Source organism: Rubrobacter calidifluminis (assembly GCF_028617075.1).
Taxonomy (GTDB): Bacteria; Actinomycetota; Rubrobacteria; order Rubrobacterales; family Rubrobacteraceae; genus Rubrobacter_E; species Rubrobacter_E calidifluminis.
Window position 1 is genome coordinate 138,922 of record NZ_JAQKGV010000005.1, and the last position, 21,658, is coordinate 160,579.

A 21,658-nucleotide genomic window follows, 5' to 3' on the forward strand; every position below is an offset into this window, starting at 1 on the left:
CAGTCGGCGTCCGGCAGTTGCTAAAAAACCACTCCCTTGGCCCGGGCTATCGCGTCGGCGAGCTCATCCGGACGATGTGAGCCCACCAGCACTTCCCGTCCGTCTTCGAGCGTGATCCTGACCCCCCTGTCGCCCGAGACGGTGTACGCCCGGCCGCCGGGGCACCAGCGGATACCCCACCCGCCATAATCGGCCAGCGGCCGGTACCTGACTACCTGCCAGGAGGTTATCTCCCGGATGGGGATCCGGCGCCGCAACAGAGGCCGGAACCGGATCTCCAGACCCTCAGGCCCCACCCTCACCGAGAGCCGCGCGGCGGCAAGCAGAGAGGTGACAGCAGTGCAGGAGAGTCCCTCCACGAGGACCCGCTTCCTGCCGCCGGCCCGCCACCACAGCACGTGGAAGGCCGCTCCCGATGCCAGGGCCACCCGGAGAAGCCGGTTCCGCCACGCCCACTGCTCCTCGGCGAAGTAGACCGCGCTCACGCGACGGCTCCGAGCGACCCGCTCAGCTCACGCTCACGAGCTCGCCCTGCACGACGAGGCGGTGGGTGTAGGTCGGGAGCGTGCAGCTCTGCAGGCTCACCACGGTCTTGCCGGGGACCGGCTGCATGATGCTAAGGTTGTCCGGCGAGACGACGACCCTGCGGAAGACGCGGTAGGTGTAGCGGGTGCCGTTGGCGTCGGTGATGATGATCTCGTCGCCCTTGTGCAGCTTGTTCAGATCGTAGAAGAGGAGGAAACTCCCCGTTCCCGCGTACCCGAGCCGGTGGCCGGCTATGTAGGTGTTCGACCCGGACTGCCAGGGGTAGCCGGTGCTCGAGATGTGCAGCGCCCCGCGGTTCAGGTCCTCCTCGTCGGTAGTCGGTCCGTTGTAGACCGGCACGTCGTGCACCCGAGCCATCGCCGGCACCGTAAGCCGCATGCTGGTGTTGTCCGGCGCACCGTGGGCCGCGTAGGCCGAGAGCGGATTGCCAAACATCGCATAGCTTATTATCGTGAGCCCGGCCAGGATCATGACCAGAGAGAGCAGGCTGCCGAAGAGCACCCTCCCTCTCCTTCTTCTGCGGTAGGTCCTCATCTTCCCTCCTCCGGCAACGTCCTTCCGGAACGGACGGTGAAAAGGATACACCAGATGGATAACAGCCCGGTTACAGAAAGATTCCTCGCAGGTTACATTTCCAGCTCTGACCAAGGTGTAAAGAACCATACGGTACGATAGAATGCTCCCCATGAAACTGGGGGTCCCGAGGGAGAGATCCGAGGGAGAGAACAGGGTCGGGCTCGTACCGGAGACGGTCGCGCGGCTTGCACGCCTGGGGTTCGAGGTTCTGGTCGAGACGGGTGCGGGCCGGGAGTACAATCCGGATTCCGCCTATGCGGAGGCTGGAGCGCGGGTGCTGCAAGCCCGGGAGGAGGTATACGGCGAATCCGACGCCGTGATCAAGGTGCTCCGTCCCTCCCCGGAGGAGGCCGAGCTGATGCGTGAGGGGCAGCTCCTCGTCTGCTTCCTCAACGGCCCGATGTACCCGGAGCTCGTCGAGAGGCTCGCGGCAAGGGGCGTGACGGTCTTCTCGCTCGAGGCCATCCCGCGCATCTCGCGGGCGCAGTCGATGGATGCGCTCTCCTCGATGAGTTCGATCGCGGGCTACAAGAGCGTGCTGCTCGGGGCGAACGCGCTCGGCAAATACCTGCCGATGATGACCACGGCCGCCGGGACCACGAGGGCCTCGAAGGTCCTGGTGCTCGGGGCCGGGGTCGCCGGGCTGCAGGCGATAGCCACAGCCGGCAGGCTCGGCGCCGAGGTCACCGGTTTCGACGTCCGCCCGGAGGTCAAGGAGCAGGTGGAGTCCCTGGGCGCCCGCTTTCTGGAGCCCGAGAGAGAGGAGCCGGAGGAGGAAGAGGAGCCCTACGAGGAGTACGAGCCGAAGGGGCTTGCCAGGATCATGGTCGCGCTGGGCTTCAACTCCTTCGCCGAGCCCCCGGAAGAACGGGAGAAGAACGGGCGAAAGACCTCCGCCGAGGCCGAGTCGATGAAGAGGACCGGCGGCTACGCCACGCTCCAGCCCGAAGAGAAGCAGCGGCAGGACCGGGAGCTCATCCGCAGGGAGCTGCACACGACGGACCTCGTCATAACCACGGCCCAGATACCGGGGAGGAGGGCTCCGATCCTCATAACGCGCGAGATGGCAGAGGAGATGGCGCCGGGATCCGTGATCGTCGACCTCGCCGCCGAGAGCGGGGGCAACTGCGAGCTCACCGAGGCCGGCAAGACCGTCGAGCATCGGCTGGTCAAGATCATGGGTCCGGTCAACGTCCCAGGCATGATGCCCATCCACGCGAGCCAGCTCTACTCGCGCAACATGGAGAACGTGATAAAACACCTCGCCCCGGAGGGAGAGCTCTCGCTCGATTTCGAGGACGAGATCACCGCCTCCGCTTGCATCGCGCACGCCGGGAAGATCAGCCACGCGCCCACCCGCGAGGCGCTGGAGAGGGGGCGGGGCTAGTGTCGAGCACGCTCCTTCTCTCCGAGTTCGCCGTCTTCGTCATCGCCGCCTTCCTGGGCTTCGAGCTGATCACGCGTGTCCCCAGCCTGCTGCACACCCCGCTCATGAGCGCGACGAACGCCATCCACGGGATCGTGCTCGTCGGGGCGATCCTCGCGCTCGCCGCCCCCGGCGACACCTTCACGAAGGTCATAGGCTTCATCGCGGTCGTCTTCGGCTCGATGAACGTGATGGGCGGCTACTGGGTCACCAACCGCATGCTCGAGATGTTCCGCGCCCGACCGGCGAGGAGGAGACGCCGCCGGTGATAGCCGCCCCCGCCTTCCTCGCCTACCTGCTCGCCGCCGTTCTCTTCATCTTCGGTATCCGCCGGCTGCGCTCGGCCGAGACCGCCCGCTCGGGCAACTCGATCTCCGCCTTCGGGATGCTCATCGCGCTCGGCACCACGCTTTTCATCACCGGGACGCTGAGCCTTCCGGAGATCCTCGCCGGGATGGTCATCGGCGGGGCGATAGGCGCCGTAAGCGCCCAGAAGGTCAAGATGACCGCGATGCCTCAGATGGTCGCCGCGTTCAACGGGGTGGGCGGCGGTGCGGCCGCCCTGATCGCGCTCTCCGAGTTCTACCAGACCGATGTGCTCGGCACCCGTCCGGAGACGCTCGTCGGCTCGATAACCGCGGTCCTGAGCATCCTGATCGGCTGCGTGAGCTTCGCCGGGAGCGTCATCGCATTCTCCAAGCTGCAGGACCTCTTCCTCACCGGCTCGGTCTCCTTCCCGCTGCAGCGCACCGTGAACGCCGTGGTCCTCCTCGTCGCGCTGCTGTGCGGTGCGAACGCGATCTCCGGCGGGGCGATACTACCGTTCCTCTCCCCCTTCGCCTCGATCGCCGTCCTGTTCCTCCTCGCCCTCGGGCTCGGGGTGCTCCTGGTCGTCCCGATAGGCGGGGCGGACATGCCGATCGTCATCTCGCTCCTGAACGCCTTCACCGGGCTCGCGGCGGCGATGAGCGGGTTCGTCCTGAGCAACTACGTCCTCATCATAAGCGGGACGCTCGTCGGCTCCTCGGGTACCATCCTGACCCGACTGATGAGTAGCTCCCTGGGAAGACCGCTGGGCAAGATCCTCTTCGCCAGCGTCTCGGGGGCGGCGGCGAAGAAGTCCGGAGAGCGGGAGGAACGCCCGGTCAACGCGGCGAGCCCCGAAGACGTGGCCGCGCTCCTGAACTACGAGGCGGAGAAGGTGATCATGGTCCCCGGTTACGGCCTCGCCGTCGCCCAGGCGCAGGGGGCCATGGCAGATCTCGCCCGCCTGCTGGAGGAGCGCGGCAAGGAGGTGAAGTTCGCCATCCACCCGGTCGCCGGGAGGATGCCGGGACACATGAACGTGCTCCTCGCCGAGGCCGACGTCCCCTACGACCGGCTCTACGACATGGAGGACATAAACGACGAGTTCGCTGAGACGGACGTCGTCATCGTCGTCGGCGCCAACGACGTCGTGAACCCCGCCGCGAGCGACCCAGAGGTGGAGAGCCCCATCTCCGGCATGCCCGTCCTCGACGTGAAGTCCGCCCGACACGTCGTCTTCGTCAAACGCTCCCTCTCCCCGGGCTTCGCCGGGGTGGACAACCCGCTCTTCTACGACACCGAGAAGACGATGATGCTCTTCGCCGACGCCAAGCAGGGCCTGCAGGATATCATCGCGGCCGTAAAGAGCGGCCAGTAGCGACCTTCAGACCCGCCGTTCCGGCGAGGTGATCCTACCTTCTGCCGCGTTTCCGCACGTAGCGCATCAGACCGTCGACGAGCATCGGGTAGTTGCCCGCCAGGTCGTAGTGAACGCCCTCTTCCCGGTCGATCTCCTCGGCGCGAAGCTCCTCATCACCCTTGCTCTCGAGCGCGGCGACGATCTCGTCGCGCTCCGCTCCCCGCTCCATTCTTTCCTCGACGAAGAGCAGCCAGTCCTCCAGGCGCTGCTCCAGCTCGTTCAGGTGACGCCCGACGTCCTCGTAGCAGCCGAAGTGCGTCGGACGGAGGCTCGCGGGGGAGATCCGTCGGATCTTCTGGATGCTCTCCCTCCAGGCCTCGACGTCCACCTCCGGCGGCGGCGTGGGCGGGCGGATGTAGGAGCGTCCCGGCATCCGGATGCCGGCGACGTCCCCGGCGAAGAGCGTCCCGCTCTCCGGCTCGTGGTAGGCCAGGTGGTGGTAGGCGTGTCCCGGAGTGTCGTGCGCGACCAGCACCCCGCCGCAGTCGAGCTCTATCTCCTCCCCCTCGCCCGGCAGCGCCTCGAGCCTCTCCTCCGGCACCGGACGCACCTCGCCCCACAGCTCGTCCATCCTCTCGCCGTAGATGCGGGTCGCGCTCGCCAGAAGCTTCGTGGGGTCTGCGAGGTGCGGGTAGCCCACCCGGTGCACGTAGAATCTCGCCCGGGGCAGCATCTCCGCCAGATGACCGGCGGCCCCGGCGTGGTCGAGGTGGACGTGGGTGAGGAAGACCTGGGTCACCTCCTCCGGTGCGACGCCACGCTCCCTGAGCCCGCCCTCGAGCGCCTCGAGGCAGGTGGTGGGACCGGTCTCCACCAGCGCCGCCGCGCCCTCGCCGCGCAGAAGATACGAGGCTATGATGTGCTCGGTGCCGAGGAAGTTCAAATCGATGGTCTCTATTCTCATCTTCCCCCTCTGCAGGTCGCCACAGACCCGGATTATACAGGGGCTCTCTGGTAGACTCGCTGTGGCTTCTTTGGAGTAGAGGAGGACCTTCTGAGATGGACCTGAACCTCATGCGCGAGCTCTCCGTCAAGACCGACTCGAAGATCGTGCTGCTCGTCATGGACGGGCTCGGGGGGCTCCCGATGGAGCCCGGCGGCAGGACCGAGCTCGAGGCGGCGGACACCCCGAACCTCGACACCCTCGCCGCCGCCTCGGACCTCGGTCTCTCGCGCCCGGTCGCGGCCGGGGTGAGCCCGGGCAGCGGCCCGGGACACCTGGGCCTCTTCGGGTACGACCCGCTGCGCTACCGGGTCGGACGCGGCGTCCTGAGCGCTCTGGGCGTCGGCTTCGACCTCAAGGAGAGCGACCTCGCCGCCCGGCTCAACTTCGCGACCAAAGACTCCTCCGGCAAGATCTCCGACCGGCGCGCCGGGCGCATCCCCTCCGAGAAGGGCGAGGAGCTGGTGAAGAAGCTGAACGCGGGCGTCGAGATAGAGGGCGTCGAGACCTTCGTCCTGCACGAGAAGGAGTACCGGGCCGTGGTGATCTTCCGGGGCGAGGGCCTCTCGGACGCGCTCTCGGACTCCGACCCGCAGCGCACCGGCCTCGAGCCGCTCCCCGTAAAGCCGACCGACGACTCGAAGGAGGCAGAAAGGAGCGCCCGGATCGCGGGCGCTTTCATCGAGCAGGCGAACGGGATCCTCGCGGACGACCACCCGGCGAACACCGTCCTGATGCGCGGCTTCGGGATGCATCCGGCCCTCCCCTCCTTCGACGAAACCTACCGGCTCGACGCGGGCGCTATCGCGGTCTACCCGATGTACAGGGGGCTGGCCCGGCTCGCCGGGATGCAGCTCCTTAAGACCGGGAGCGAGATAGCCGACGAGTTCTCCGCGCTCGAGGAGAACTGGGAAAACCACGACTTCTTCTTCGTCCACGTCAAGCCGACCGATTCCGCCGGCGAGGACGGCGACCACGAGAGGAAGTCGCGCGTCATCGAGGCAGTCGACGCCCAGATCCCACGCCTCCTCGACCTCGGGCCCGACGTGCTCGCGGTGACCGGCGACCACGGCACCCCCGCCAAGCTCAAGAGCCACTCCTGGCACGGCGTCCCGTTCCTGCTCCACTCCCCCTACACCCTGCCCACTGCAGACTCCTTCGGCGAGCGGGCGTGCGCGGGCGGCTCGCTCGGGGTCTTCCCGGCCGAGGAGATAATGGGCCTGCTGATGGGACATGCCCTCAAGCTCCAGCGCTACGGGGCGTAAGCTCCCCGCGGAGCTGGCGGCGCTCGAGCGCGAGATCGTCTCCTGCCGTCGCTGCCCCAGGCTCGTAGCCTGGCGAGAGCAGGTGGCACACGAGAAGAAGGCCGCCTACCGGGGCGAGGAGTACTGGGGGCGTCCGGTCCCCGGCTTCGGGGACCCGCAGGCGCGGGTCGTGATCGTGGGCCTCGCCCCCGCCGCCCACGGCGCGAACCGTACCGGCCGCATCTTCACCGGCGACCGTTCGGGGGACTTCCTGTTCGCCGCGCTCCACCGGGCGCACCTGGCGAACCAGCCAACCTCCACCCACCGAAAAGACGGGCTCACGTTGAAGGGGGTCTGGATCTCCGCCGCCGTCCGCTGCGCCCCGCCGCAGAACAAACCCACCCCCGCAGAGCGTGACGCGTGCCTGCCCTACCTCGAGCGCGAGCTGGAGCTCTTGCCCGAGGCCAGGGTCTTGCTATGCCTGGGAGCCTTCGCCTGGGACGTGGCGCTGCGCCTCTTCGCGGTGCGCCCAAAGCCCAAATTCGCCCACGGCGCCGAGCACAAAGCCGGGGACATCGTGCTACTCGGCTCCTACCACGTCTCCCAGCAGAACACCTTCACCGGCGTCCTCACCCCGGCGATGCTCGACGAGGTTCTGCGGCAAAGCAAGGAGCTCTCCGGGGTGGGATGATCACCCCGTTCCGGGGAAAACGCACCGCCACGCTCGGCTGCTAGAATTATCCGGGTGTTCGGGAAAGCATGGCATAGCGTGGTCGGCGTCCGTGGGGTGGCCCTCGTCGCGGTCGTGGCGCTGTTCTTCCTTTCCGCCTGCTCCCAGCGTAGCACGGGAGAAGTCCCCGGGGCGCCCGGGGGAACCTCCACGATCTCCGCGAGCAGCGCGGCGCAGGTCACGATCCGGACTTCCTCCGCCCCCGCCGCCACGATCAGGAGGGGAGATACCACGTCCGGGACCACCGCTCCCGCCCGGAAGGTCACGCTGAGCATAGAGGGTGACCGGGGGGTGAAGTTCTCCGGGCTCTGCGAGGCAGGGGGAGAGGAGACGGTCATAAGCGGGACCGTCCCCAAACTCTTCAGCTACAGGCTGCACGGCCAGGATCTCTCCTGCAAGATACAGAAGCAGGGAGGCAAGGGCGCGCTGAGGGTGACGCTCCTCGTGGGCAACACGACCCGCTCCGTACAGCAGACCAGCGCACACAAGGGGACCATCCACGTCTCCTACTCCGGTGGAAGATGAATCCGGCCCGCGGCGACGCGGCCGTACACACAGCTCGAAGAGGGAGGAGGATGAGCATGGACCGTGAGGAAGCCTGGAATCTCGTCCGCCGCTGGACCGAGAGCGAATCGCTGCGCAAGCACATGCTCGCGGTGGAGGCCGCCATGCGCGCCTACGCCCGCAGATTCGGCGAAGACGAGGAGAGGTGGGGCATAACCGGGCTTCTGCACGACCTGGACTACGAGAAGCACCCCACCCCGGAGGAACACCCCATGACGGGGGTGCGAGAGCTGGAGCGGCTCGGCTACCCGCAGGACGTCATCGACGCGATAAAGGGACACGCGACCTACCTGAACTTCCCGCGCGAGACGCTCATGGCGAAGACCCTCTACGCCGTGGACGAGCTCACCGGGTTCATCGTGGCCTGCGCCCTGGTGCGGCCACAGGGCCTGGAAGGCCTCGGAGCGAAGAGCGTGCGAAAGAAGATGAAGCAGAAGTCCTTCGCGGCGAGCGTCAACCGCGAGGACATAGTCCGGGGAGCCGAGGAGCTCGGCGTCGACCTGAACGAACACATAGAGTTCGTCGCCTCCGCCCTGCGGGAGAGAAACGGCGAGCTGCACCTCGTCGCCTGAAGAGAGGGGCTTCCCCGGCACCTCTCTGCTAGGATACTGTTCCCCGGAAACGGAGGGGAGGAAGAGGACAGGATGAGGGTGATGGTCATCTTCGGGGGAAGGAGCGGGGAGCACGAGGTCTCCCTCGCCTCGGCCCGGGCCGTCATCGCGGGGCTCGAAGGCCGCCATGAGGTGGTGCCGGTCGGGATAACCCGCGAGGGACGCTGGCTCCTCGGGGGGGATCCCATGCGGGAACTGGAGGAGAGACGCGCCGCAGACGGGGAGACCCCACGCGCGGGCCGCCTCCCGGCGACATCCCCTGCACGGCTCCCGTCCTCGCTGGAGGGTGATGTGGTCTTTCCCGTCCTGCACGGCCCTTACGGGGAGGACGGCAGGCTGCAGGGGCTGCTGGAGATGGCCGGCATCCCGTACGTGGGCTCCGGGGTGCTCGCGAGCGCGGTGGCGATGGACAAGATCACGATGAAGAAGGTCTTCGCCTACCACGGGCTGCCGCAGGTGCGTTGGCTGGGGTTCTCCCGCGAGCGGTGGGCGCGGGACCGCGAGACGATAACCCGCGAGATCGAACGTTCTCTGGGATACCCCTGCTTCGTCAAGCCGTCGAACCTGGGATCGAGCGTCGGGATAAACAAAGCCCGTGACAGAAAGTCCCTGACCCCGGCGGTCGAAGAGGCCGCTTCCCTGGACCGACGGGTGATCGTCGAGGAGGCCGTCGACGCCCGGGAGGTGGAGGTCGCCGTGCTCGGCAACGAAAACCCCGAGGTCTCGGTCCCCGGGGAGATAGTGGTCAAGGACAACGAATTCTACGACTACGAGGCGAAATATACCGAAGGGGAAAGTGAGCTGCACGTCCCCGCCCCGGTGAACGGTGGAACGTCAGAAGAGGTGGGTCGGGTTGCCAGATCGGCCTTCGAGGCGATCGACGCCGCCGGGATGGCCCGGGTGGACTTCTTCCTCGAGCGCGGCACGGACCGCCTGCTCATAAACGAGATCAACACGATCCCCGGCTTCACCCCCACCAGCGTCTACGCCCGGCTGTGGGCCGCGAGCGGCCTGCCGTACGAACACCTGCTCGACCGTCTCATAGGGCTGGCCCTCGACCGCCACGGAAGAGAAGCGCCCGAGTCCTCCGCCTGAGGTATGTTCCAGGCCCAGACCTCCACCGCGCTCGGGGACGCGGCCACCCGCCGCCTCCAGGGGGCCGGAGGGCTGGCAGAGAATCTGCTCGACTACCTGAAGAGCTCCGAGTTCGTCGGGAACGTGATCTCGGCGGTCGCGCTAATCGTGCTCGCCGCCCTCTTCTACAGGCTCGCCTCGGGGCTCATCCCACGCCTCTTCCGGCTGGGGCGGCCCAGCGAGGAAGAAGCACTGGACGAGGCAGGCCTGGCGAGGATAAAGCGGCAGGATACCGCCATCACGCTCGCGCGCAACATCCTGCGCTACAGCGTCTTCGGGACCGTCGCGCTCATCATCCTGAGCATCTTCCTGCGCCAGACGCTCCCGGCAGTCGCCGGGGCTTCGGTGCTGGCTGCAATCATAGGCTTCGGGGCCCAGAGTTTCCTCCGGGACATAATCGCAGGCTTCTTCATCCTCTTCGAAGGGCAATATGGTGTGGGCGACTTCGTCCGGCTGGAGCCGACGAAAATCTCGGGCCTGGTCGAGGAGTTCGGGCTGAGGACCACCAAGCTCAGGACCCCCTCCGGTGAAGAGGTTTTCATCCCGAACGGCTCAATCCTCGGCGTCACCAACTACGTCTCGGGCCAGCAGCGCTTCATCGTCGAAGTCCTGCTCAGAGACGCCGGGGCAGCCGCCAGGGTGCTCGACTCGCTCAGTGAGAGCGCCGGTCTCTACGTGATCCCACCCCGCCTCGTGAGCCGCGAGGATCGGGATGGCATGGTACGCCTGAGAATACGCGCCGGCGTGCTGCCCTCAACGGAATGGATAGTCCGAGAGGGGCTCGTCGAGCGCATAAAGGCCGCGGCCGGCGAGGATGCCCTGCTCTCCGATCCACTGGTCTACGACGTAGACAGCGCGAGCCTGGGCCGGATAAGACACCTCATACCCAGGAGCGGACAGCCCTGAAGCCATCCTCCGTTACCTCCCGGAGGGACGGTCCCAGTCCTTATGCAGGTAGCCATTCCTCTCGGCCTTTTGCTGGTTCTCGCGCTCACGCTCCATCCTCTCGGCAGCACGCCTCAGTAGTCCCTCAAGCCTCTCCAGCCGCTCTTTCTCGGTGGGAAGCTCAAGGATCTGCTGGCGTACCTCGGCCTCGAAGTCTATGCGCCCGGCGATGGCGAAGGAGAGGTTCTGGTAGGGTGGCTCTATCTCTATCCCGACCGATCCACCCGTGGCGGCTTTCACGACGCGCTCGAGCAGCGAGACGCATTCGCGGGCGAGCGATTCGATCTCCTCGTCCCTCTCCGGCTCTTCCTCGATATACTCGATCTCCCCCACGTAGTAGGGCTTCCCGGTGAGGATGTTGTTGAGCCTGAAACGCCGCGATCCCTCGACGAGGATGTTCATCCGCCCGTCCTCGAAACGCTCCAGTACCTCGACGATCCGCGCGGTGCAACCCACCTCGCGCGTCCCGGACTCGTCGGAGAGCACCATCCCGAACTCTCTGTCCTCCTCCAGACACTCCCCGATCATCTGCTTGTAGCGCTCTTCGAAGATGTGCAGCGGCAGCGGGGCTCCGGGCATGAGCACGACGTTGAGCGGGAAAAGAGGTATGTCCTCAGCCACCACGCACTCCTTTCCGGTCTCGTCGAAAGGGATTCTACCCCACTCGGTAAACGCCGGGGGCCACACGCCTCGGCCGAGGCGTGTGGCCCCCGCGAACCACCCCGATCCTTACTCGTTCTTGCTGATCCAGTAGGTGAAGAGCAGGCTCCCGCTGAAGATACACAGCACCAGGAAGAATCCGATGAACAGGTTCAGCGGCCCCCCAGTCAGGGGTTCAGTGGGCTTACTTGCCAGAAGAGCCAGGAACGGCGCTACCTCCATTGTTCTTCACCCCCTTCACGAGGCTGCTACCCGCCGGGCAGGTCTTGGGCGTAAGCTTCTGCTCGAGCGTGATACAGCCGTTGATCAGGTAGCCGGGGTTGTTGTCCAGCCGGCGGGCCGACTCGCGTGTGGATCCCATGTCTATCATCGTCAGCACTATGGTGACCGCGCAGACGATCAGCATGTACTGGCTCCACCGGCTCGCCCTGCCCCAGTGGAACCCGGTCGCCGAGGCTTTCAGGTAGAGCCCCACCGCAACGAGTCCGACGAGCATCAGACCGATGAGGCCGATGAACTTCCACGGATACATAGCCCCGAGCGGTATCTGAGAGTTGCCGAAGACGAGTCCCACCTGTGGCGCTATGTTCCCGGTGAACGGTATAACGTTCAGAATTGAGAACAGCGCCGTGAAGCCCAGGGCGCCTATCGTGATCTTGCGGGTCGTCTCCATAGGCTTCACCGCGAAGCGCAGTTTATGCACGAAGTACGAGACCGACGCTATCCCGAGTATCGCGAGCAGGATCATCAGCACGTTGAAGTGCCAGGCCTCGTTGCCGAGCATCATCACGTCGAAGGCCTTCGGGGAAGCCTCGCGGATGGCCTTGAGATAACCGTAGCCGATCACCGGCTGCAGCAACATGAAGCCGAAGCCCCACAGAAGGCCCCAGTGACCCATCCAGTCGTAGTATTCCCGGTCCTCCTGTTTGGTGCTCTTGAGATAGCGCCAGCCAGCCCAGCCGGCGATCAAAAACCCGACGTAGGAGAAGTTCCCGATGAAGCGGTGCATGTTGAGCGGGATGAACGTCGGGTCGAGGTAGGTGCGCGCCACGTCCTGTATCGGAGCCTCCGAAGGCGTGAGCATGTAGGACGCCACCACGTCGATCATCGTCATCTGGATGAGCCCTATACCGCCCGCCACGATGCCGAAGACTATGTGGACCGTCTTGCGGTAGGCGAGCTTGTCCCAGGTGTTGTACCAGGCGTAGATGACGATTATGACCCCGAGGAACAGGAACGCCTCGAAGATGAACACCCAGAAGAAGATGTTCTGCAGATAGGAGAAGAACACCGGGAAGAGCGTGATGAGCGCGAGCACGAACGCTATCGCGAGCGCCCCTCCCGACGCGAAGAGCAGCACGATGAAGCGGGCGAGGTTGCGTGCGAAGCGCTCGTAGCGCTTCTGCTTGGTGATCATGCCCAGGTACTCGGCGGTGGGGGCAATGAGCGCCGACCCGAGAATGAACGTCGCTATGAGCACGTGCGTCTGCACGAGCGCGCCAATAACGACGTTCTTACCGATTACCGGTACGTTGAGATCACCTATCGGCATCTATCAACCTCCTGCGCCGGGGAAGTTCATGACCCGGCTGATCCCGAGGAGCATGTTCAGAACTATCGTCGCGATTATGAGGAATCCGACCACTATAGCGAACGGGCGCCTGGTCAGGCTGTAGCTGGGCGTCCGGTCGAGCCAGGGCAGAGCGAAGAGCAGTATGACAAACAGCAGCGGCACGATGACGGCCCCGAACGAGATGAGGGCGTATCCGGGGAAGAACATCAGCATCTGCTCGTAGAAGAAGAAGAACCACTCCGGCCGGGGCACGTACGTGTGCGTGGCCAGGTTCGCCGGATGAGTCAGCGGCGCCGGCGAAACGTACGAGAGGACACAGATGGCGATCAGAAGCACCGTCGAGACGTAGCCATCCCGGAGCACCTGCCCGGGGAAGAACGCCATCGTCTCGTCCGGACGATCGTAGACGTTATCCTCGGTTATTACCTCTTCCTCTACGGGCCTGGATTTTCCTGGCGCTACTTCCATGGCCTAAAACCCTCTCCTCTCGCCTTCCGACCCGATCTACCAGCCATTATGCGGCAAAACGACGACCCGTAAAGTAAGAACTCTCACTCCTCCTCCTCTTCGAGCTCATAGCGGCTGTACTCCTCGGCCTGGCGGTTCTCGCGCAGCTTGGTCAGACGGTTTGTGTACTCGAACTCTGCGCCGAATTCACCGTGACGCCGCAGGAGAAAGAGATGTATTCCGATGAAGGGAGCCAGGAGAGCCGGCAAGAGCCACACGTGGATGGCGAAGAACCGTGAGAGGGTAGCCGGCCCCACCACGTCCCCGCCAAGGAGGAAGTGGATCACCCAAGGTCCGATGAAGGGCGTGTAGGACCCGATCTTCATCCCGACGACCGACGCCCAGAAGCCGTCCTGGTCCCACCGGAGGAGGTAACCGGTGAACGCCAGCCCGACGGTGAGGAGCAGCAGGACCACACCGACCACCCAGTTCATCTCCCTCGGCGCCTTGTAGGAGCCGGAGAAGAACGTGCGCGCCATGTGAAGCCCGATGACGGCCATCAGGAAGTTTGCCGACCAGTAGTGGATGCCACGGATGAGCTTCCCGAAGTAGACGTCGTTCATTATGTAGTAGATCGAGTTCCAGGCGTGGTCCGTGGTGGGCACGTAATAGAACAGCAGCAGGATCCCGGTGAGAAACTGCAGCGTTATGAGGAATAGGGTCGCGCTCCCCAGCGTGTAGAGCCACGCTCCCCTCTTCGGGACCGGCTCGTACAGGAAGTGCTCCAGCATCGTTACGATGCCGGTGCGATCCTCCATCCAGTCCACCAGCGACCTTCCGAGTTCGGAAGTCTGGGTTCTTATCCTGCCCATCGAAGCTCCTCCCGCTTCCTCTCTAGGCCACGAACGGACGCTGGAAGCCGTTCTTGCCGCCGACGTTCACGTACTTGTGCCGCACATAGAGCACACCATCCTGGTCGACCCTGTGCTCCATGTGGTAGAGGCCCCGCGGCGGTGGACCGCCCATCCAGTTACCGTTTATGTCGTAGAGCCCCCCGTGGCACGGGCACAGAAAAGCCTGCTGGTCCTTAATCCAGCGCACCGGACAGCCCAGGTGGGCGCAGGAGCTGCTCATGACGTTGAGCTTCTGCTCGGCCTCCTTTATCTGTTCCTGGGAGAGTGGCTTTTTGAGCCCGTGGAGGACGAATCCCGGCGGCTGGCTCTTGCCTATCTTGTCGGGTCCCACGCCCGTAGGTACGTTCTGGATTATCGGGGCTTTCCATGAGACGTAGACGGCGTTCTCCACGTCCCAGCGGGTGTTGCCGACCCCGCTCTCCTTCTGGATCTTGTCGCTGCCGTAGATCTGGGAGATCGGGAAGGAAACCTTGTATAGCTTCGGGGTGGTATCGTGCGGGATCTCCTCTATGGACCCCAGCTTGATCCACCTCTGGGAGACATCGGTCTTGCCCTCGAAGTCTGCCTGAATGACGGGCTGGAGCAGGTAGGCAGCCGGCGGTATGGTTAGTATCGCACCGATTACCACACCCATGGCTCCGAAGCCCAGGAAGTCGCTGCGGGTGATGGGATCTTTCTGTAGCTCTGCCAACCTCTGACGTCCTTTCTCCGGTACCCTCTGCTCCGATGCGTTTCAGGCTACCTGCCGAAGTTGGTCGGCGGCGGACCCCCGTTCACCGTATACCCCGGCTGATTATATACCGTGTATGGATCCCGGGAGTTGGACTTCATGAGGCCCATGCTCAGGGCCGTGGTCGCAGCGATCACCCCGAGCGCCATTATCGTGATCCGGTACCAGACGCCGGGGCTACCGTAACGGAAGCGCAACCTGCCGCGCACGTAGGCGACGAACGCCCCGAAGGTCGCCACGGCCATCACCGCCATCGCGATGTAGCGCACCCAGAAGACCGGGAACATCGCGGGCGGGGCGATCGAGTAGAGGCCCGCTATCGTGGCGACGAGACCGAATGCCCTTATGGCCACCTGTCCTCCCCGGTCGGGATGTCGCACGGCCCCGAGGTACATCCCCAGGTTCGAGAGCACGAAGAGCGCCACCACCAGGATCAGGTTGAAGTACAGCAGGTGCGAGGTGAAGCTACCCGCCTGCGGCCCTTCCCCCACCAGGCGGTCGAAGGAGCCGGGGTTCTGCGAGCTGACCGGGTTCGCCGGCTGAGCCCCCTTCATGGCGTAGGCGAGCCCGAAACCGACGAACGGCTGCAGCAGCAGAAAGCCCACGCCCCAAGTCAGCCCGAGCGAAGAGGCCCAGTCGTAGAAGGCTTTGTCCTCTGCGCTCTTCGAGCGCATGTACCTGAAGGCAGCCCAGGCCGCCAGGGCAAAGGCCGGCCAGGAGAGGTTCGCAACGGTGCGGTGCAGGACCATCTCCGTGAGCATCGGGTTGAATATCCCCTTGAAGGCCGAACCTATGCTTGCGATGTTGCCGCTCGTGAGCCTGCCGTTCGGTCCTCCTCCGTCAACCATGAACGTGTCCACGCCGCTGAGTATGACCATCCACACCCAGATGGCAAAACCGGAGAGGAAGCCGAGCGCGATGTGCCGCCTCTTGTTCAGGACGCTGTAGCGGTCCCACTTGTAGTAGTAGGAGTACATCGCCCAAAGCGAGGCGACCATCGCGATCATGGCGATCACCGGAAAGAAGTAGAAGAAATGCGTGAAGAGCGAGGCCGTGACCTGCGGGTAGAACCCCACCAGGAGCACGACGAAGAGTACCGCGAAGGTCGCCCCAGTGCTGAACGTGAGTACGTTGAACCGGATCATCGAGTGGGCGAGCTTGTCCATCCTCGCGCTTCCGGTCCGGGCGCCCCAAGCCTGCAGAACCGGCGAAGCTATCGCGAAGCCGACGAAGAGCTCCGCGAAGAATATGTGTATGAGGATCACGATCGCCGTAAAGGCCCGGGGGGAGAACTTTATCCCCTGATAGACGTCCACCTGAGCGAGAGTCGCGTGCAAACCCGAGAAGATCAACGCACCCACAGGATCAACCCTTCCTCTCTAAACGCTCCCGGAGCGGTCCGCAACAGATTCACTCCGCAGGCGCCGCTCACCCGCCCGTCGCATCACAGCCTGCGGTATCGCCCTCGGCTCGAGCCTGCGGTCCACTATGTAGTAGGTGGCGCCTGCCGACTGAAGCGCCTCCCTTATGGGCCGGATGAGACGCCTCTGCTTGGTGCTGGCGAAAACGAGCACCTTGCCCAACTCGAACTGCTCGCCCCAGATGTCAGCCTCCTCGCGCGGAGGTTCCATGTCGGTGAGTATGGGGGCCACACCGACACGCAGGGAGGAGGCTGCGATGAGTATAGCCGCGAGCGAGATGAAGAAGACCAGAGCCGGGACACCTATGGGAGGTGTTATGAGGGCGAAGAAGATCCCGATCAGCACGAACACTATCGAGAACCCGATCGGCACCTCCAGACCCCGCCGGTCGTCGGGCACCACGATATAGCGGGTGCCGGGAGGAAAAGGTTCGGGCTCATCGGGGTTCTTGCGCTTGAGGATTACCGTGAGGTCGTCGCGCTCCACCCCAAGGTCTCTTATCTCCTTGATGGCCCGGTTGAGCGGCTCCCCATCATCTATGACGCCCACGACCGTGTATTCGGGTTCGGGCTTGGGTGCCTCCTGCCCCTTCTCCAAACTCATACCTCCAACTTCGAGCCCCGCTTGTGGCGCGATTCTAGCGGAACCAGCTTATCATTGCTCACCCCTCGCGAACCACCCCCGACGGACACCGGAGAAGTAAATTTTTCACACCTCCTGGCGATCTCCTCCCTGGTACCCCCGCCTACCAAGCCAGGCTCGTTTAGAATGTGTCTGATGGAGACTCGAAGAGAAGACATCGGGTGGGGCGAGACGGGCCACCCGGAAGGGAAGGGACCTGGCAAACGCGGGCTGTGGCCCTGGATGAAACGCAACTACTCGCTGCTCTCACGGCTGTTCTTCGTGCTGGTGCTCACCCTCTCCGCCTCGCTCGTCGTCTCCAACTTCATCTACGGGCTGCACAAGGAGCCGAAGGTACTGACGGCCAGGGAGCTGCGCTCGGGGCACCTGCCACAAAACGTACACCCGGGCGACTACGTGGCGGTCCGTGGCACCCCGGACTACGGCAGCCACTTCAAGACCTATGGCACCCCGGCTTCGAAGATAGCGGTCTCTTCGCGCTACGAGGTCTCCTATTTCTACTTCAGGCTCAAAGAGACCGGCAACCACCTCCTGATCCAGACCAGCAAAGGAGCACCGGGGACGCTGGCCCAGGGCGTCCCGGACGTCAGCGAGCGCGGGACGCGGGTCTGGAAGGGCAAGCTCTCCACGGTGGGCAGCGTCATCTTCCCGAGCACGACCCAGGCTGCGCTCGAGCAGGCCCACCTACCACGCGACCGTAGCATCCCAGTGGTGGAGACCGGCGAGACACCCGCCTACTACCGCAGGATCTTCCCCACCTACTCCATCATCTTCGCCGTATGGGCCCTCTCGGTGGTCTGGCTGCTCTGGCGTCGCAACACACCGCTCGTCCGGCACTGAACGGTTTCCCAGAGTCGCAATAGGGGTAGGAAACCCCTGACAGGCGTACTCGCGCCCGGGAGATTCCGGGATGCGTCTCTTGAGTTCCACCCGGGATCTCTGGTGGCGCTCGCAGGAATACCGGCCAGGCTGCAGAGAAAGGAGCCATCAGTGAGTGAGCAGGAAACCAAGAGGACGGCGCAGGGTCCGGCCCAACAGGCGGACCACGCGGCGCGCCCCAGCCCGCTGCAGGGCGAGCGCGGGGGGACGAGCATATCCGAGACCGTCGTGGCTAAGGTCGCGGGCATCGCGGCACAGGAGGTGGATGGCATCCGGATGGGTGGCGCCACCTCACAGGCCGTCGGCGGCTTCATCGGCAGCATCACCGGCGGGAGTCAGACGCAGGGGGTCTCCGTCGAGGTCGGTCAAGAGGAGGCTGCGATAGACCTTGTGATGTCTACCGAATACGGCAAGTCGATCCCGCAGCTCACCGAGGCCGTACGCCGCAACGTCATAAACCGCATCGAGAACCTCGTCGGCCTGAGGGTCACGGAAGTCAACATAACTGTTGGCAACATCTTCTTCCCGCAGGAGGAGGAGAACGGAGAGACCCAGCGGGAGGAGCAGGGCGGCTAGGGCGGGCTCTCTCTGCCCGCCTCATCCTCAGGGAGGCAGGCCTGCATGTCGCCCATCTGTGCAGTAACCCAGTCCTCGATGGTGTTCTTTTCGACGGCCCGCCTCAACAGGCGGGCCCTCTCACGCCGTTCCGTCTCGGGCATGGTCAGCGCCCGGTAAAGTGCCTCGGCCTGCTCGTCGATATCGAAGGGGTTGACGCTAAGGGCGTACTCTCCGAGCTCCTCGTGGGCCCCGGCGGTCTCGGACAGGATCAGGATACCATCTTTCTGGTTCGCCACGCTCGCCTCCTTGGCGACCAGGTTCATCCCGTCGCGCACGGCGTTGACGAGCAGCACGTCGTAGTTCTTGTAGGCGGCGACCGAGCGAGGGAAGTTATCCTGCATGGAGAGCTCTATGGGGCGCCAACCTCCACCACCCCACCTCCGGTTGACCTCCTCCGCACTTTCCTCTATGGCCCTGGCGTAGGCCGCGTACTCCGGCACCCCACCGCGGGAGGGTTGGAGCAGGGCGAGGAAGGTAACTTCGCCGCGCATCTCGGGATGGCGCTCCAGCATGCGCCCGTAGGCCAGAAATCCACGCACGATGTTCTTCGACAAATCCATTCTGTCGACCCGCAGAACGAGCCTGCCGGGCAGCCTCTTCACGAACTCCTCCTGCTCGAGGACGGCCTCGCTGCGCGAGAGCTCCTCGAACTCCGCCGGGTCTATGGAGATAGGATAGTGTCGCACCCACACGCGTCTGTCCTCATGGAGCACCATACTCTCGTCCCGGTCCACCCTGGCGCCGAGCACGTCTGCGACCGTATCCAGGAAGTTGCGGGCGTAGCGCGCGGTGTGGAAGGCCAGAACGTTCGTCTGCAGCAGGCTCTCCAGAATCCCCTCTCTCATGTAGCGGGGAAGTACGCGCCACTCCTCGGGCCCGGGCCACGGGATGTGCACGAAGAGGGAGACGAAACCATCTTCGCCGAGGCGTTCGCGCAGGAAGAGAGGGGTCATGTAAAGCTGGTAGTCGTGCAGCAGCACGGCGTCGGCCTTCTCGCGGCGCGCGAGCTCGGCGGCGGCTTCGGCGAAGTTACGGTTCACCGCCAGGTACCCCTCCTCCCAGGCGGCTCTGGTCCCCTCCCCGAGCTGGGGATGGTAGGGGAGATCGTAGAGCCCATGCTGCACGAACCAGAGCAACGGGTTGGCTATCCGGTTGTACATCATGTCGTAAGCGCCCTCGTCGTGCTCGACGAGCCTCACCCGCAGCTCCTCGACCTCGAGCACCTCTCCCCGGCGGGCCACCTCGACGTCCTCCGGGGTCGTGGCCGAGGCGAGCCAGACGGAGCCCTCGCTGCGACGCGCCACGGCGGTGAGGGCGGTCACGAGCCCCCCCGCTCCTCTGCTATACGTCCTCTTGCCGGACTCGTCGCGGGAGAACGTGAATGGCCCCCTGTTGGACACTATGACGAAACGACCGCCGGGCATCTCACCCCCTCGAAAGCGCTGCCGGGACTCCCTCTTCTCTACACCCCCAGTAGTTTAGCGAAGAGCCGGAGATCGTCGCGCAGCAGACGCGGTATCAGGAAGTTCGCCCGCACGTGCTCCTTGCCCCTCCGGCCCATCGTGTAGGCGAACTCCGGGTCCCGCAACAGCTTGACGCAGGCGGCGGCGGCCTCCGGCACGGTGTCTATGAGGATGCCCCCTCCCCCTTCGAGCTGCATCGGGATCCCCCCGACCCGGCTCGCGACCACCGGCCTTCCCTTCCAGAGCGCCTCGGTGACGACCAGGCCGAACCCCTCCCGGATGGATTTCTGGATCACGACGTCGGCCAGCGACTGGAAGGCGTTCACCTCGATGGCCCCGACGTTGGTGAGGTTGGAGAAGAGGAAGATGTCCTCGTCTCCGGCGGCGTAGCTCGTCGTCTTGTACCAGTACTCCCACCCCTCGGGGTCGTCGTGAGCCATCGAACCGACCAGAACGAGCTGTATCTCCGGGATCTCCTCCTTGACCAGCCGGTAGACGTCTATGACGCCCAGAGGGTCCTTCCAGGGATCGAAGCGCGAGACCTGGAGCAGGAACGGCCTCTCGGCATCCACCCCGAACTGACTGACGATGTAGCTCGCGTCGTCGGCCGAGAGCGCCATGTTCTTGGGGGAGAGCGGGTCTATGGCCGGTGGCACGATCGCGAGGTTCGGCAGCTCGAGGTCCGGCGGGGTGTAATCCCGCATCGTGTAGACCTGCGCGTCGTAATCCTTTATGTAGGGCGAGAGGTAATCGAGCACGGCCCGGTTGGGCGTGGAGGAGTCTATGTGGCAGCGCCAGATCCAGCGAGTCCGCTCGGAGAGTCCCTGTGAGAAGTGCCTTATGAGGAGGGGCTGCGGATCGTGCACGAAGATTATGTCCCACTCCTCTCCGGCCTCCACCAGCGCCCGCGCCGACTGCCGGTTGTATTCCTCGTATATCGCCCTATCCTCGACGGAGAGCTCGTAGTCGGCCCCCTGCAGAGCGTTGTGGAAGCCCTTCGTGACGTTGAAGAAGGGCTCGGCCCCAAACATCACTCCCCACTCTACCTCGAGCCCCGCGTCGCGGGTGAGCGGGACGAGGGTGTAGAGGATCTCCGCGACCCCGCCGCCGAAGCTGGTCGCGTTGATGTGCAGCACGCGCCGGCCCTCAAGCCGCAAGCGGAGCTCTTGTATCTCCTCGTAGAGCTCGCGGCGGACTATGCTGCGGTAGTCCGCGAGCGCCTTGTTCCCGGGGTTTACGCGCTGCAGCACCGTACCCTCTCAGCGACGGAAGATGGCAACCGACTCACGCAGCGTAGTTTATTGTTCCCTGCGCAATAAGCAAGTAGCGCGGGGTAAACTAGCGGTCCCTCCTGCCACCCTCCTCCTGCAGGCGTCGGATCATCTTCAGCCGCGTCCCTTCGGGGGTGGAGTTGAGGATCACCTCGTCGACGAGCCCGCGGATGACCGCCAGCCCGAACCCTCCCTCGCCATCCGGAGAACGCGTGAGATCCTCGACGTCGAACCCTCCCCCCTCGTCCATGACCGTAATCTCGACGAACCCCGGACGGGCGAAATACTCTATCTCGAAAGAGTCGACCGAAGCGTGCCTGATGACGTTGGTCGCCGCCTCGGTGACGGCCAGCTTGAGATCGTAGACGTCCTCGGGGCCGAACCCTGCGAGCTGACCGATCCGCGCAACGACCAGCCGGGCGAGCAGGATATATTCCGGGTGACTCGGAAGCTTGAGCGAGACGGGCTCAGAGAATCCCCTCCCGGCCCTGCTCTCGGACCTCGTGGTCTCCCGGTTCATCCGCTCTTCGAGCCTCCAGTGTCTCGGTCGTGACGGTCGTTCCCGTAAAAAGTTCGGCGAACTTTATGCTTGCTG

At 64.7% G+C, this 21,658-nt stretch carries 25 protein-coding genes; 11 read left to right on the forward strand and 14 right to left on the reverse strand.

Annotated elements, in window-relative coordinates; translation table 11 throughout:
• Positions 1-20: 20 nt before the first annotated feature.
• Both PJB24_RS05865 and PJB24_RS05870 read right to left on the reverse strand, forming a co-directional pair.
• A complete protein-coding gene (locus PJB24_RS05865) occupies positions 21-485 on the reverse strand; it encodes a hypothetical protein (RefSeq protein ID WP_273843678.1) in 465 nt (154 codons plus the stop codon).
• Between the two features lie 22 nt (positions 486-507).
• Positions 508-1,080, reverse strand: coding sequence for a sortase (locus PJB24_RS05870; RefSeq protein ID WP_273843681.1), 573 nt, complete (start codon positions 1,078-1,080; stop codon positions 508-510).
• Between the two features lie 151 nt (positions 1,081-1,231).
• Between PJB24_RS05870 and PJB24_RS05875 the strand changes: the two genes are divergently transcribed.
• From PJB24_RS05875 to PJB24_RS05885, 3 genes are read left to right on the forward strand one after another with little or no spacing between them, the layout of a single operon-like run.
• On the forward strand, positions 1,232-2,509 hold the full coding sequence (locus PJB24_RS05875) for an NAD(P) transhydrogenase subunit alpha (protein WP_273843683.1): 1,278 nt from the start codon (positions 1,232-1,234) through the stop codon (positions 2,507-2,509).
• Positions 2,509-2,817 (forward strand): NAD(P) transhydrogenase subunit alpha part 2, encoded by a 309-nt coding sequence (locus PJB24_RS05880; protein ID WP_273843686.1) that lies wholly within the window; start codon positions 2,509-2,511, stop codon positions 2,815-2,817. Before PJB24_RS05875 ends, PJB24_RS05880 begins: the two co-directional genes overlap by 1 nt.
• Complete coding sequence (locus PJB24_RS05885; RefSeq protein ID WP_420541898.1) at positions 2,817-4,232, forward strand: NAD(P)(+) transhydrogenase (Re/Si-specific) subunit beta; 1,416 nt, start codon at positions 2,817-2,819, stop codon at positions 4,230-4,232. The genes PJB24_RS05880 and PJB24_RS05885 overlap by 1 nt, the downstream gene beginning before the upstream one ends.
• 34 nt (positions 4,233-4,266) lie before the next feature.
• On the opposite strand, the gene PJB24_RS05890 is transcribed toward PJB24_RS05885, so the two are convergent.
• Entirely contained in the window at positions 4,267-5,178 is a 912-nt protein-coding gene (locus tag PJB24_RS05890) for an MBL fold metallo-hydrolase (RefSeq protein WP_273843692.1), read from the reverse strand.
• Positions 5,179-5,273: 95 nt separating this feature from the next.
• Between PJB24_RS05890 and PJB24_RS05895 the strand changes: the two genes are divergently transcribed.
• The 6 genes from PJB24_RS05895 to PJB24_RS05920 all read left to right on the forward strand — a co-directional run bounded on the left by PJB24_RS05895 (position 5,274) and on the right by PJB24_RS05920 (position 10,406).
• Positions 5,274-6,482 (forward strand): 2,3-bisphosphoglycerate-independent phosphoglycerate mutase, encoded by a 1,209-nt coding sequence (locus PJB24_RS05895; protein ID WP_273843695.1) that lies wholly within the window; start codon positions 5,274-5,276, stop codon positions 6,480-6,482.
• The gene (locus PJB24_RS05900; protein WP_273843698.1) at positions 6,451-7,152 is read left to right on the forward strand and encodes a uracil-DNA glycosylase; all 702 of its coding nucleotides are present in this window, start codon (positions 6,451-6,453) and stop codon (positions 7,150-7,152) included. Before PJB24_RS05895 ends, PJB24_RS05900 begins: the two co-directional genes overlap by 32 nt.
• A 78-nt stretch (positions 7,153-7,230) precedes the next feature.
• Positions 7,231-7,716 carry a hypothetical protein gene (locus PJB24_RS05905; protein ID WP_273843700.1) on the forward strand — a complete coding sequence of 162 codons (486 nt, stop codon included), beginning with the start codon at positions 7,231-7,233 and terminating at the stop codon, positions 7,714-7,716.
• Positions 7,717-7,772: 56 nt separating this feature from the next.
• Positions 7,773-8,327: an HDIG domain-containing metalloprotein gene (locus PJB24_RS05910; RefSeq protein WP_273843703.1), complete on the forward strand. Its 555-nt coding sequence runs from the start codon at positions 7,773-7,775 to the stop codon at positions 8,325-8,327.
• A 72-nt stretch (positions 8,328-8,399) separates the two neighbouring features.
• Positions 8,400-9,461: a D-alanine--D-alanine ligase family protein gene (locus tag PJB24_RS05915; RefSeq protein ID WP_273843705.1), complete on the forward strand. Its 1,062-nt coding sequence runs from the start codon at positions 8,400-8,402 to the stop codon at positions 9,459-9,461.
• A gap of 3 nt (positions 9,462-9,464) precedes the next feature.
• Positions 9,465-10,406, forward strand: coding sequence for a mechanosensitive ion channel family protein (locus PJB24_RS05920; RefSeq protein WP_273843708.1), 942 nt, complete (start codon positions 9,465-9,467; stop codon positions 10,404-10,406).
• Positions 10,407-10,418: 12 nt separating this feature from the next.
• Here PJB24_RS05920 and PJB24_RS05925 read toward each other — a convergent pair whose 3' ends face one another.
• The 8 genes from PJB24_RS05925 to PJB24_RS05960 all read right to left on the reverse strand — a co-directional run bounded on the left by PJB24_RS05925 (position 10,419) and on the right by PJB24_RS05960 (position 16,787).
• Positions 10,419-11,066: an LON peptidase substrate-binding domain-containing protein gene (locus PJB24_RS05925; protein ID WP_273843709.1), complete on the reverse strand. Its 648-nt coding sequence runs from the start codon at positions 11,064-11,066 to the stop codon at positions 10,419-10,421.
• Positions 11,067-11,174: 108 nt separating this feature from the next.
• Positions 11,175-11,327 carry a hypothetical protein gene (locus tag PJB24_RS05930; RefSeq protein ID WP_273843711.1) on the reverse strand — a complete coding sequence of 51 codons (153 nt, stop codon included), beginning with the start codon at positions 11,325-11,327 and terminating at the stop codon, positions 11,175-11,177.
• Positions 11,290-12,657 carry a cytochrome ubiquinol oxidase subunit I gene (locus PJB24_RS05935; RefSeq protein ID WP_273843714.1) on the reverse strand — a complete coding sequence of 456 codons (1,368 nt, stop codon included), beginning with the start codon at positions 12,655-12,657 and terminating at the stop codon, positions 11,290-11,292. The genes PJB24_RS05930 and PJB24_RS05935 overlap by 38 nt, the downstream gene beginning before the upstream one ends.
• A 3-nt stretch (positions 12,658-12,660) precedes the next feature.
• Entirely contained in the window at positions 12,661-13,146 is a 486-nt protein-coding gene (locus tag PJB24_RS05940) for a cytochrome b family protein (protein ID WP_273843718.1), read from the reverse strand.
• Between the two features lie 83 nt (positions 13,147-13,229).
• On the reverse strand, positions 13,230-13,997 hold the full coding sequence (locus PJB24_RS05945; RefSeq protein WP_273843720.1) for a cytochrome b: 768 nt from the start codon (positions 13,995-13,997) through the stop codon (positions 13,230-13,232).
• Positions 13,998-14,019: 22 nt separating this feature from the next.
• Positions 14,020-14,730: a QcrA and Rieske domain-containing protein gene (locus tag PJB24_RS05950; RefSeq protein ID WP_273843722.1), complete on the reverse strand. Its 711-nt coding sequence runs from the start codon at positions 14,728-14,730 to the stop codon at positions 14,020-14,022.
• Between the two features lie 47 nt (positions 14,731-14,777).
• The gene (locus PJB24_RS05955) at positions 14,778-16,130 is read right to left on the reverse strand and encodes a cytochrome ubiquinol oxidase subunit I (protein ID WP_273843724.1); all 1,353 of its coding nucleotides are present in this window, start codon (positions 16,128-16,130) and stop codon (positions 14,778-14,780) included.
• Between the two features lie 18 nt (positions 16,131-16,148).
• Complete coding sequence (locus PJB24_RS05960; protein WP_273843726.1) at positions 16,149-16,787, reverse strand: hypothetical protein; 639 nt, start codon at positions 16,785-16,787, stop codon at positions 16,149-16,151.
• A 180-nt stretch (positions 16,788-16,967) separates the two neighbouring features.
• On the opposite strand from PJB24_RS05960, the gene PJB24_RS05965 reads away from it, so the two are divergent.
• Both PJB24_RS05965 and PJB24_RS05970 read left to right on the forward strand, forming a co-directional pair.
• Positions 16,968-17,672 (forward strand): hypothetical protein, encoded by a 705-nt coding sequence (locus PJB24_RS05965; protein ID WP_273843728.1) that lies wholly within the window; start codon positions 16,968-16,970, stop codon positions 17,670-17,672.
• Positions 17,673-17,822: 150 nt separating this feature from the next.
• Positions 17,823-18,287: an Asp23/Gls24 family envelope stress response protein gene (locus PJB24_RS05970; RefSeq protein ID WP_273843732.1), complete on the forward strand. Its 465-nt coding sequence runs from the start codon at positions 17,823-17,825 to the stop codon at positions 18,285-18,287.
• Here PJB24_RS05970 and PJB24_RS05975 read toward each other — a convergent pair.
• The 3 genes from PJB24_RS05975 to PJB24_RS05985 all read right to left on the reverse strand — a co-directional run bounded on the left by PJB24_RS05975 (position 18,284) and on the right by PJB24_RS05985 (position 21,583).
• Positions 18,284-19,753, reverse strand: a complete 1,470-nt coding sequence (locus PJB24_RS05975) for an alpha,alpha-trehalose-phosphate synthase (UDP-forming) (RefSeq protein ID WP_273843734.1) — start codon at positions 19,751-19,753, stop codon at positions 18,284-18,286. The two genes, PJB24_RS05970 and PJB24_RS05975, sit on opposite strands and share 4 nt — an antisense overlap.
• Before the next feature lie 38 nt (positions 19,754-19,791).
• Entirely contained in the window at positions 19,792-21,042 is a 1,251-nt protein-coding gene (locus tag PJB24_RS05980) for a glycosyltransferase (RefSeq protein WP_273843736.1), read from the reverse strand.
• An 88-nt stretch (positions 21,043-21,130) separates the two neighbouring features.
• The gene (locus PJB24_RS05985) at positions 21,131-21,583 is read right to left on the reverse strand and encodes an ATP-binding protein (protein WP_273843739.1); all 453 of its coding nucleotides are present in this window, start codon (positions 21,581-21,583) and stop codon (positions 21,131-21,133) included.
• Between the last annotated feature and the right edge of the window lie 75 nt (positions 21,584-21,658).

Coding starts and splice junctions, on each gene's coding strand:
- PJB24_RS05870 (WP_273843681.1), bottom strand. CDS start 1,080: ATGAGGACCTACCGCAGAAGAAGGAGAGGGAGGGTGCTCTTCGGCAGC.
- PJB24_RS05875 (WP_273843683.1), top strand. CDS start 1,232: ATGAAACTGGGGGTCCCGAGGGAGAGATCCGAGGGAGAGAACAGGGTC.
- PJB24_RS05890 (WP_273843692.1), bottom strand. CDS start 5,178: ATGAGAATAGAGACCATCGATTTGAACTTCCTCGGCACCGAGCACATC.
- PJB24_RS05895 (WP_273843695.1), top strand. CDS start 5,274: ATGGACCTGAACCTCATGCGCGAGCTCTCCGTCAAGACCGACTCGAAG.
- PJB24_RS05900 (WP_273843698.1), top strand. CDS start 6,451: ATGCCCTCAAGCTCCAGCGCTACGGGGCGTAAGCTCCCCGCGGAGCTG.
- PJB24_RS05910 (WP_273843703.1), top strand. CDS start 7,773: ATGGACCGTGAGGAAGCCTGGAATCTCGTCCGCCGCTGGACCGAGAGC.
- PJB24_RS05915 (WP_273843705.1), top strand. CDS start 8,400: ATGAGGGTGATGGTCATCTTCGGGGGAAGGAGCGGGGAGCACGAGGTC.
- PJB24_RS05920 (WP_273843708.1), top strand. CDS start 9,465: ATGTTCCAGGCCCAGACCTCCACCGCGCTCGGGGACGCGGCCACCCGC.
- PJB24_RS05930 (WP_273843711.1), bottom strand. CDS start 11,327: ATGGAGGTAGCGCCGTTCCTGGCTCTTCTGGCAAGTAAGCCCACTGAA.
- PJB24_RS05935 (WP_273843714.1), bottom strand. CDS start 12,657: ATGCCGATAGGTGATCTCAACGTACCGGTAATCGGTAAGAACGTCGTT.
- PJB24_RS05940 (WP_273843718.1), bottom strand. CDS start 13,146: ATGGAAGTAGCGCCAGGAAAATCCAGGCCCGTAGAGGAAGAGGTAATA.
- PJB24_RS05945 (WP_273843720.1), bottom strand. CDS start 13,997: ATGGGCAGGATAAGAACCCAGACTTCCGAACTCGGAAGGTCGCTGGTG.
- PJB24_RS05965 (WP_273843728.1), top strand. CDS start 16,968: ATGGAGACTCGAAGAGAAGACATCGGGTGGGGCGAGACGGGCCACCCG.
- PJB24_RS05975 (WP_273843734.1), bottom strand. CDS start 19,753: ATGCCCGGCGGTCGTTTCGTCATAGTGTCCAACAGGGGGCCATTCACG.
- PJB24_RS05985 (WP_273843739.1), bottom strand. CDS start 21,583: ATGAACCGGGAGACCACGAGGTCCGAGAGCAGGGCCGGGAGGGGATTC.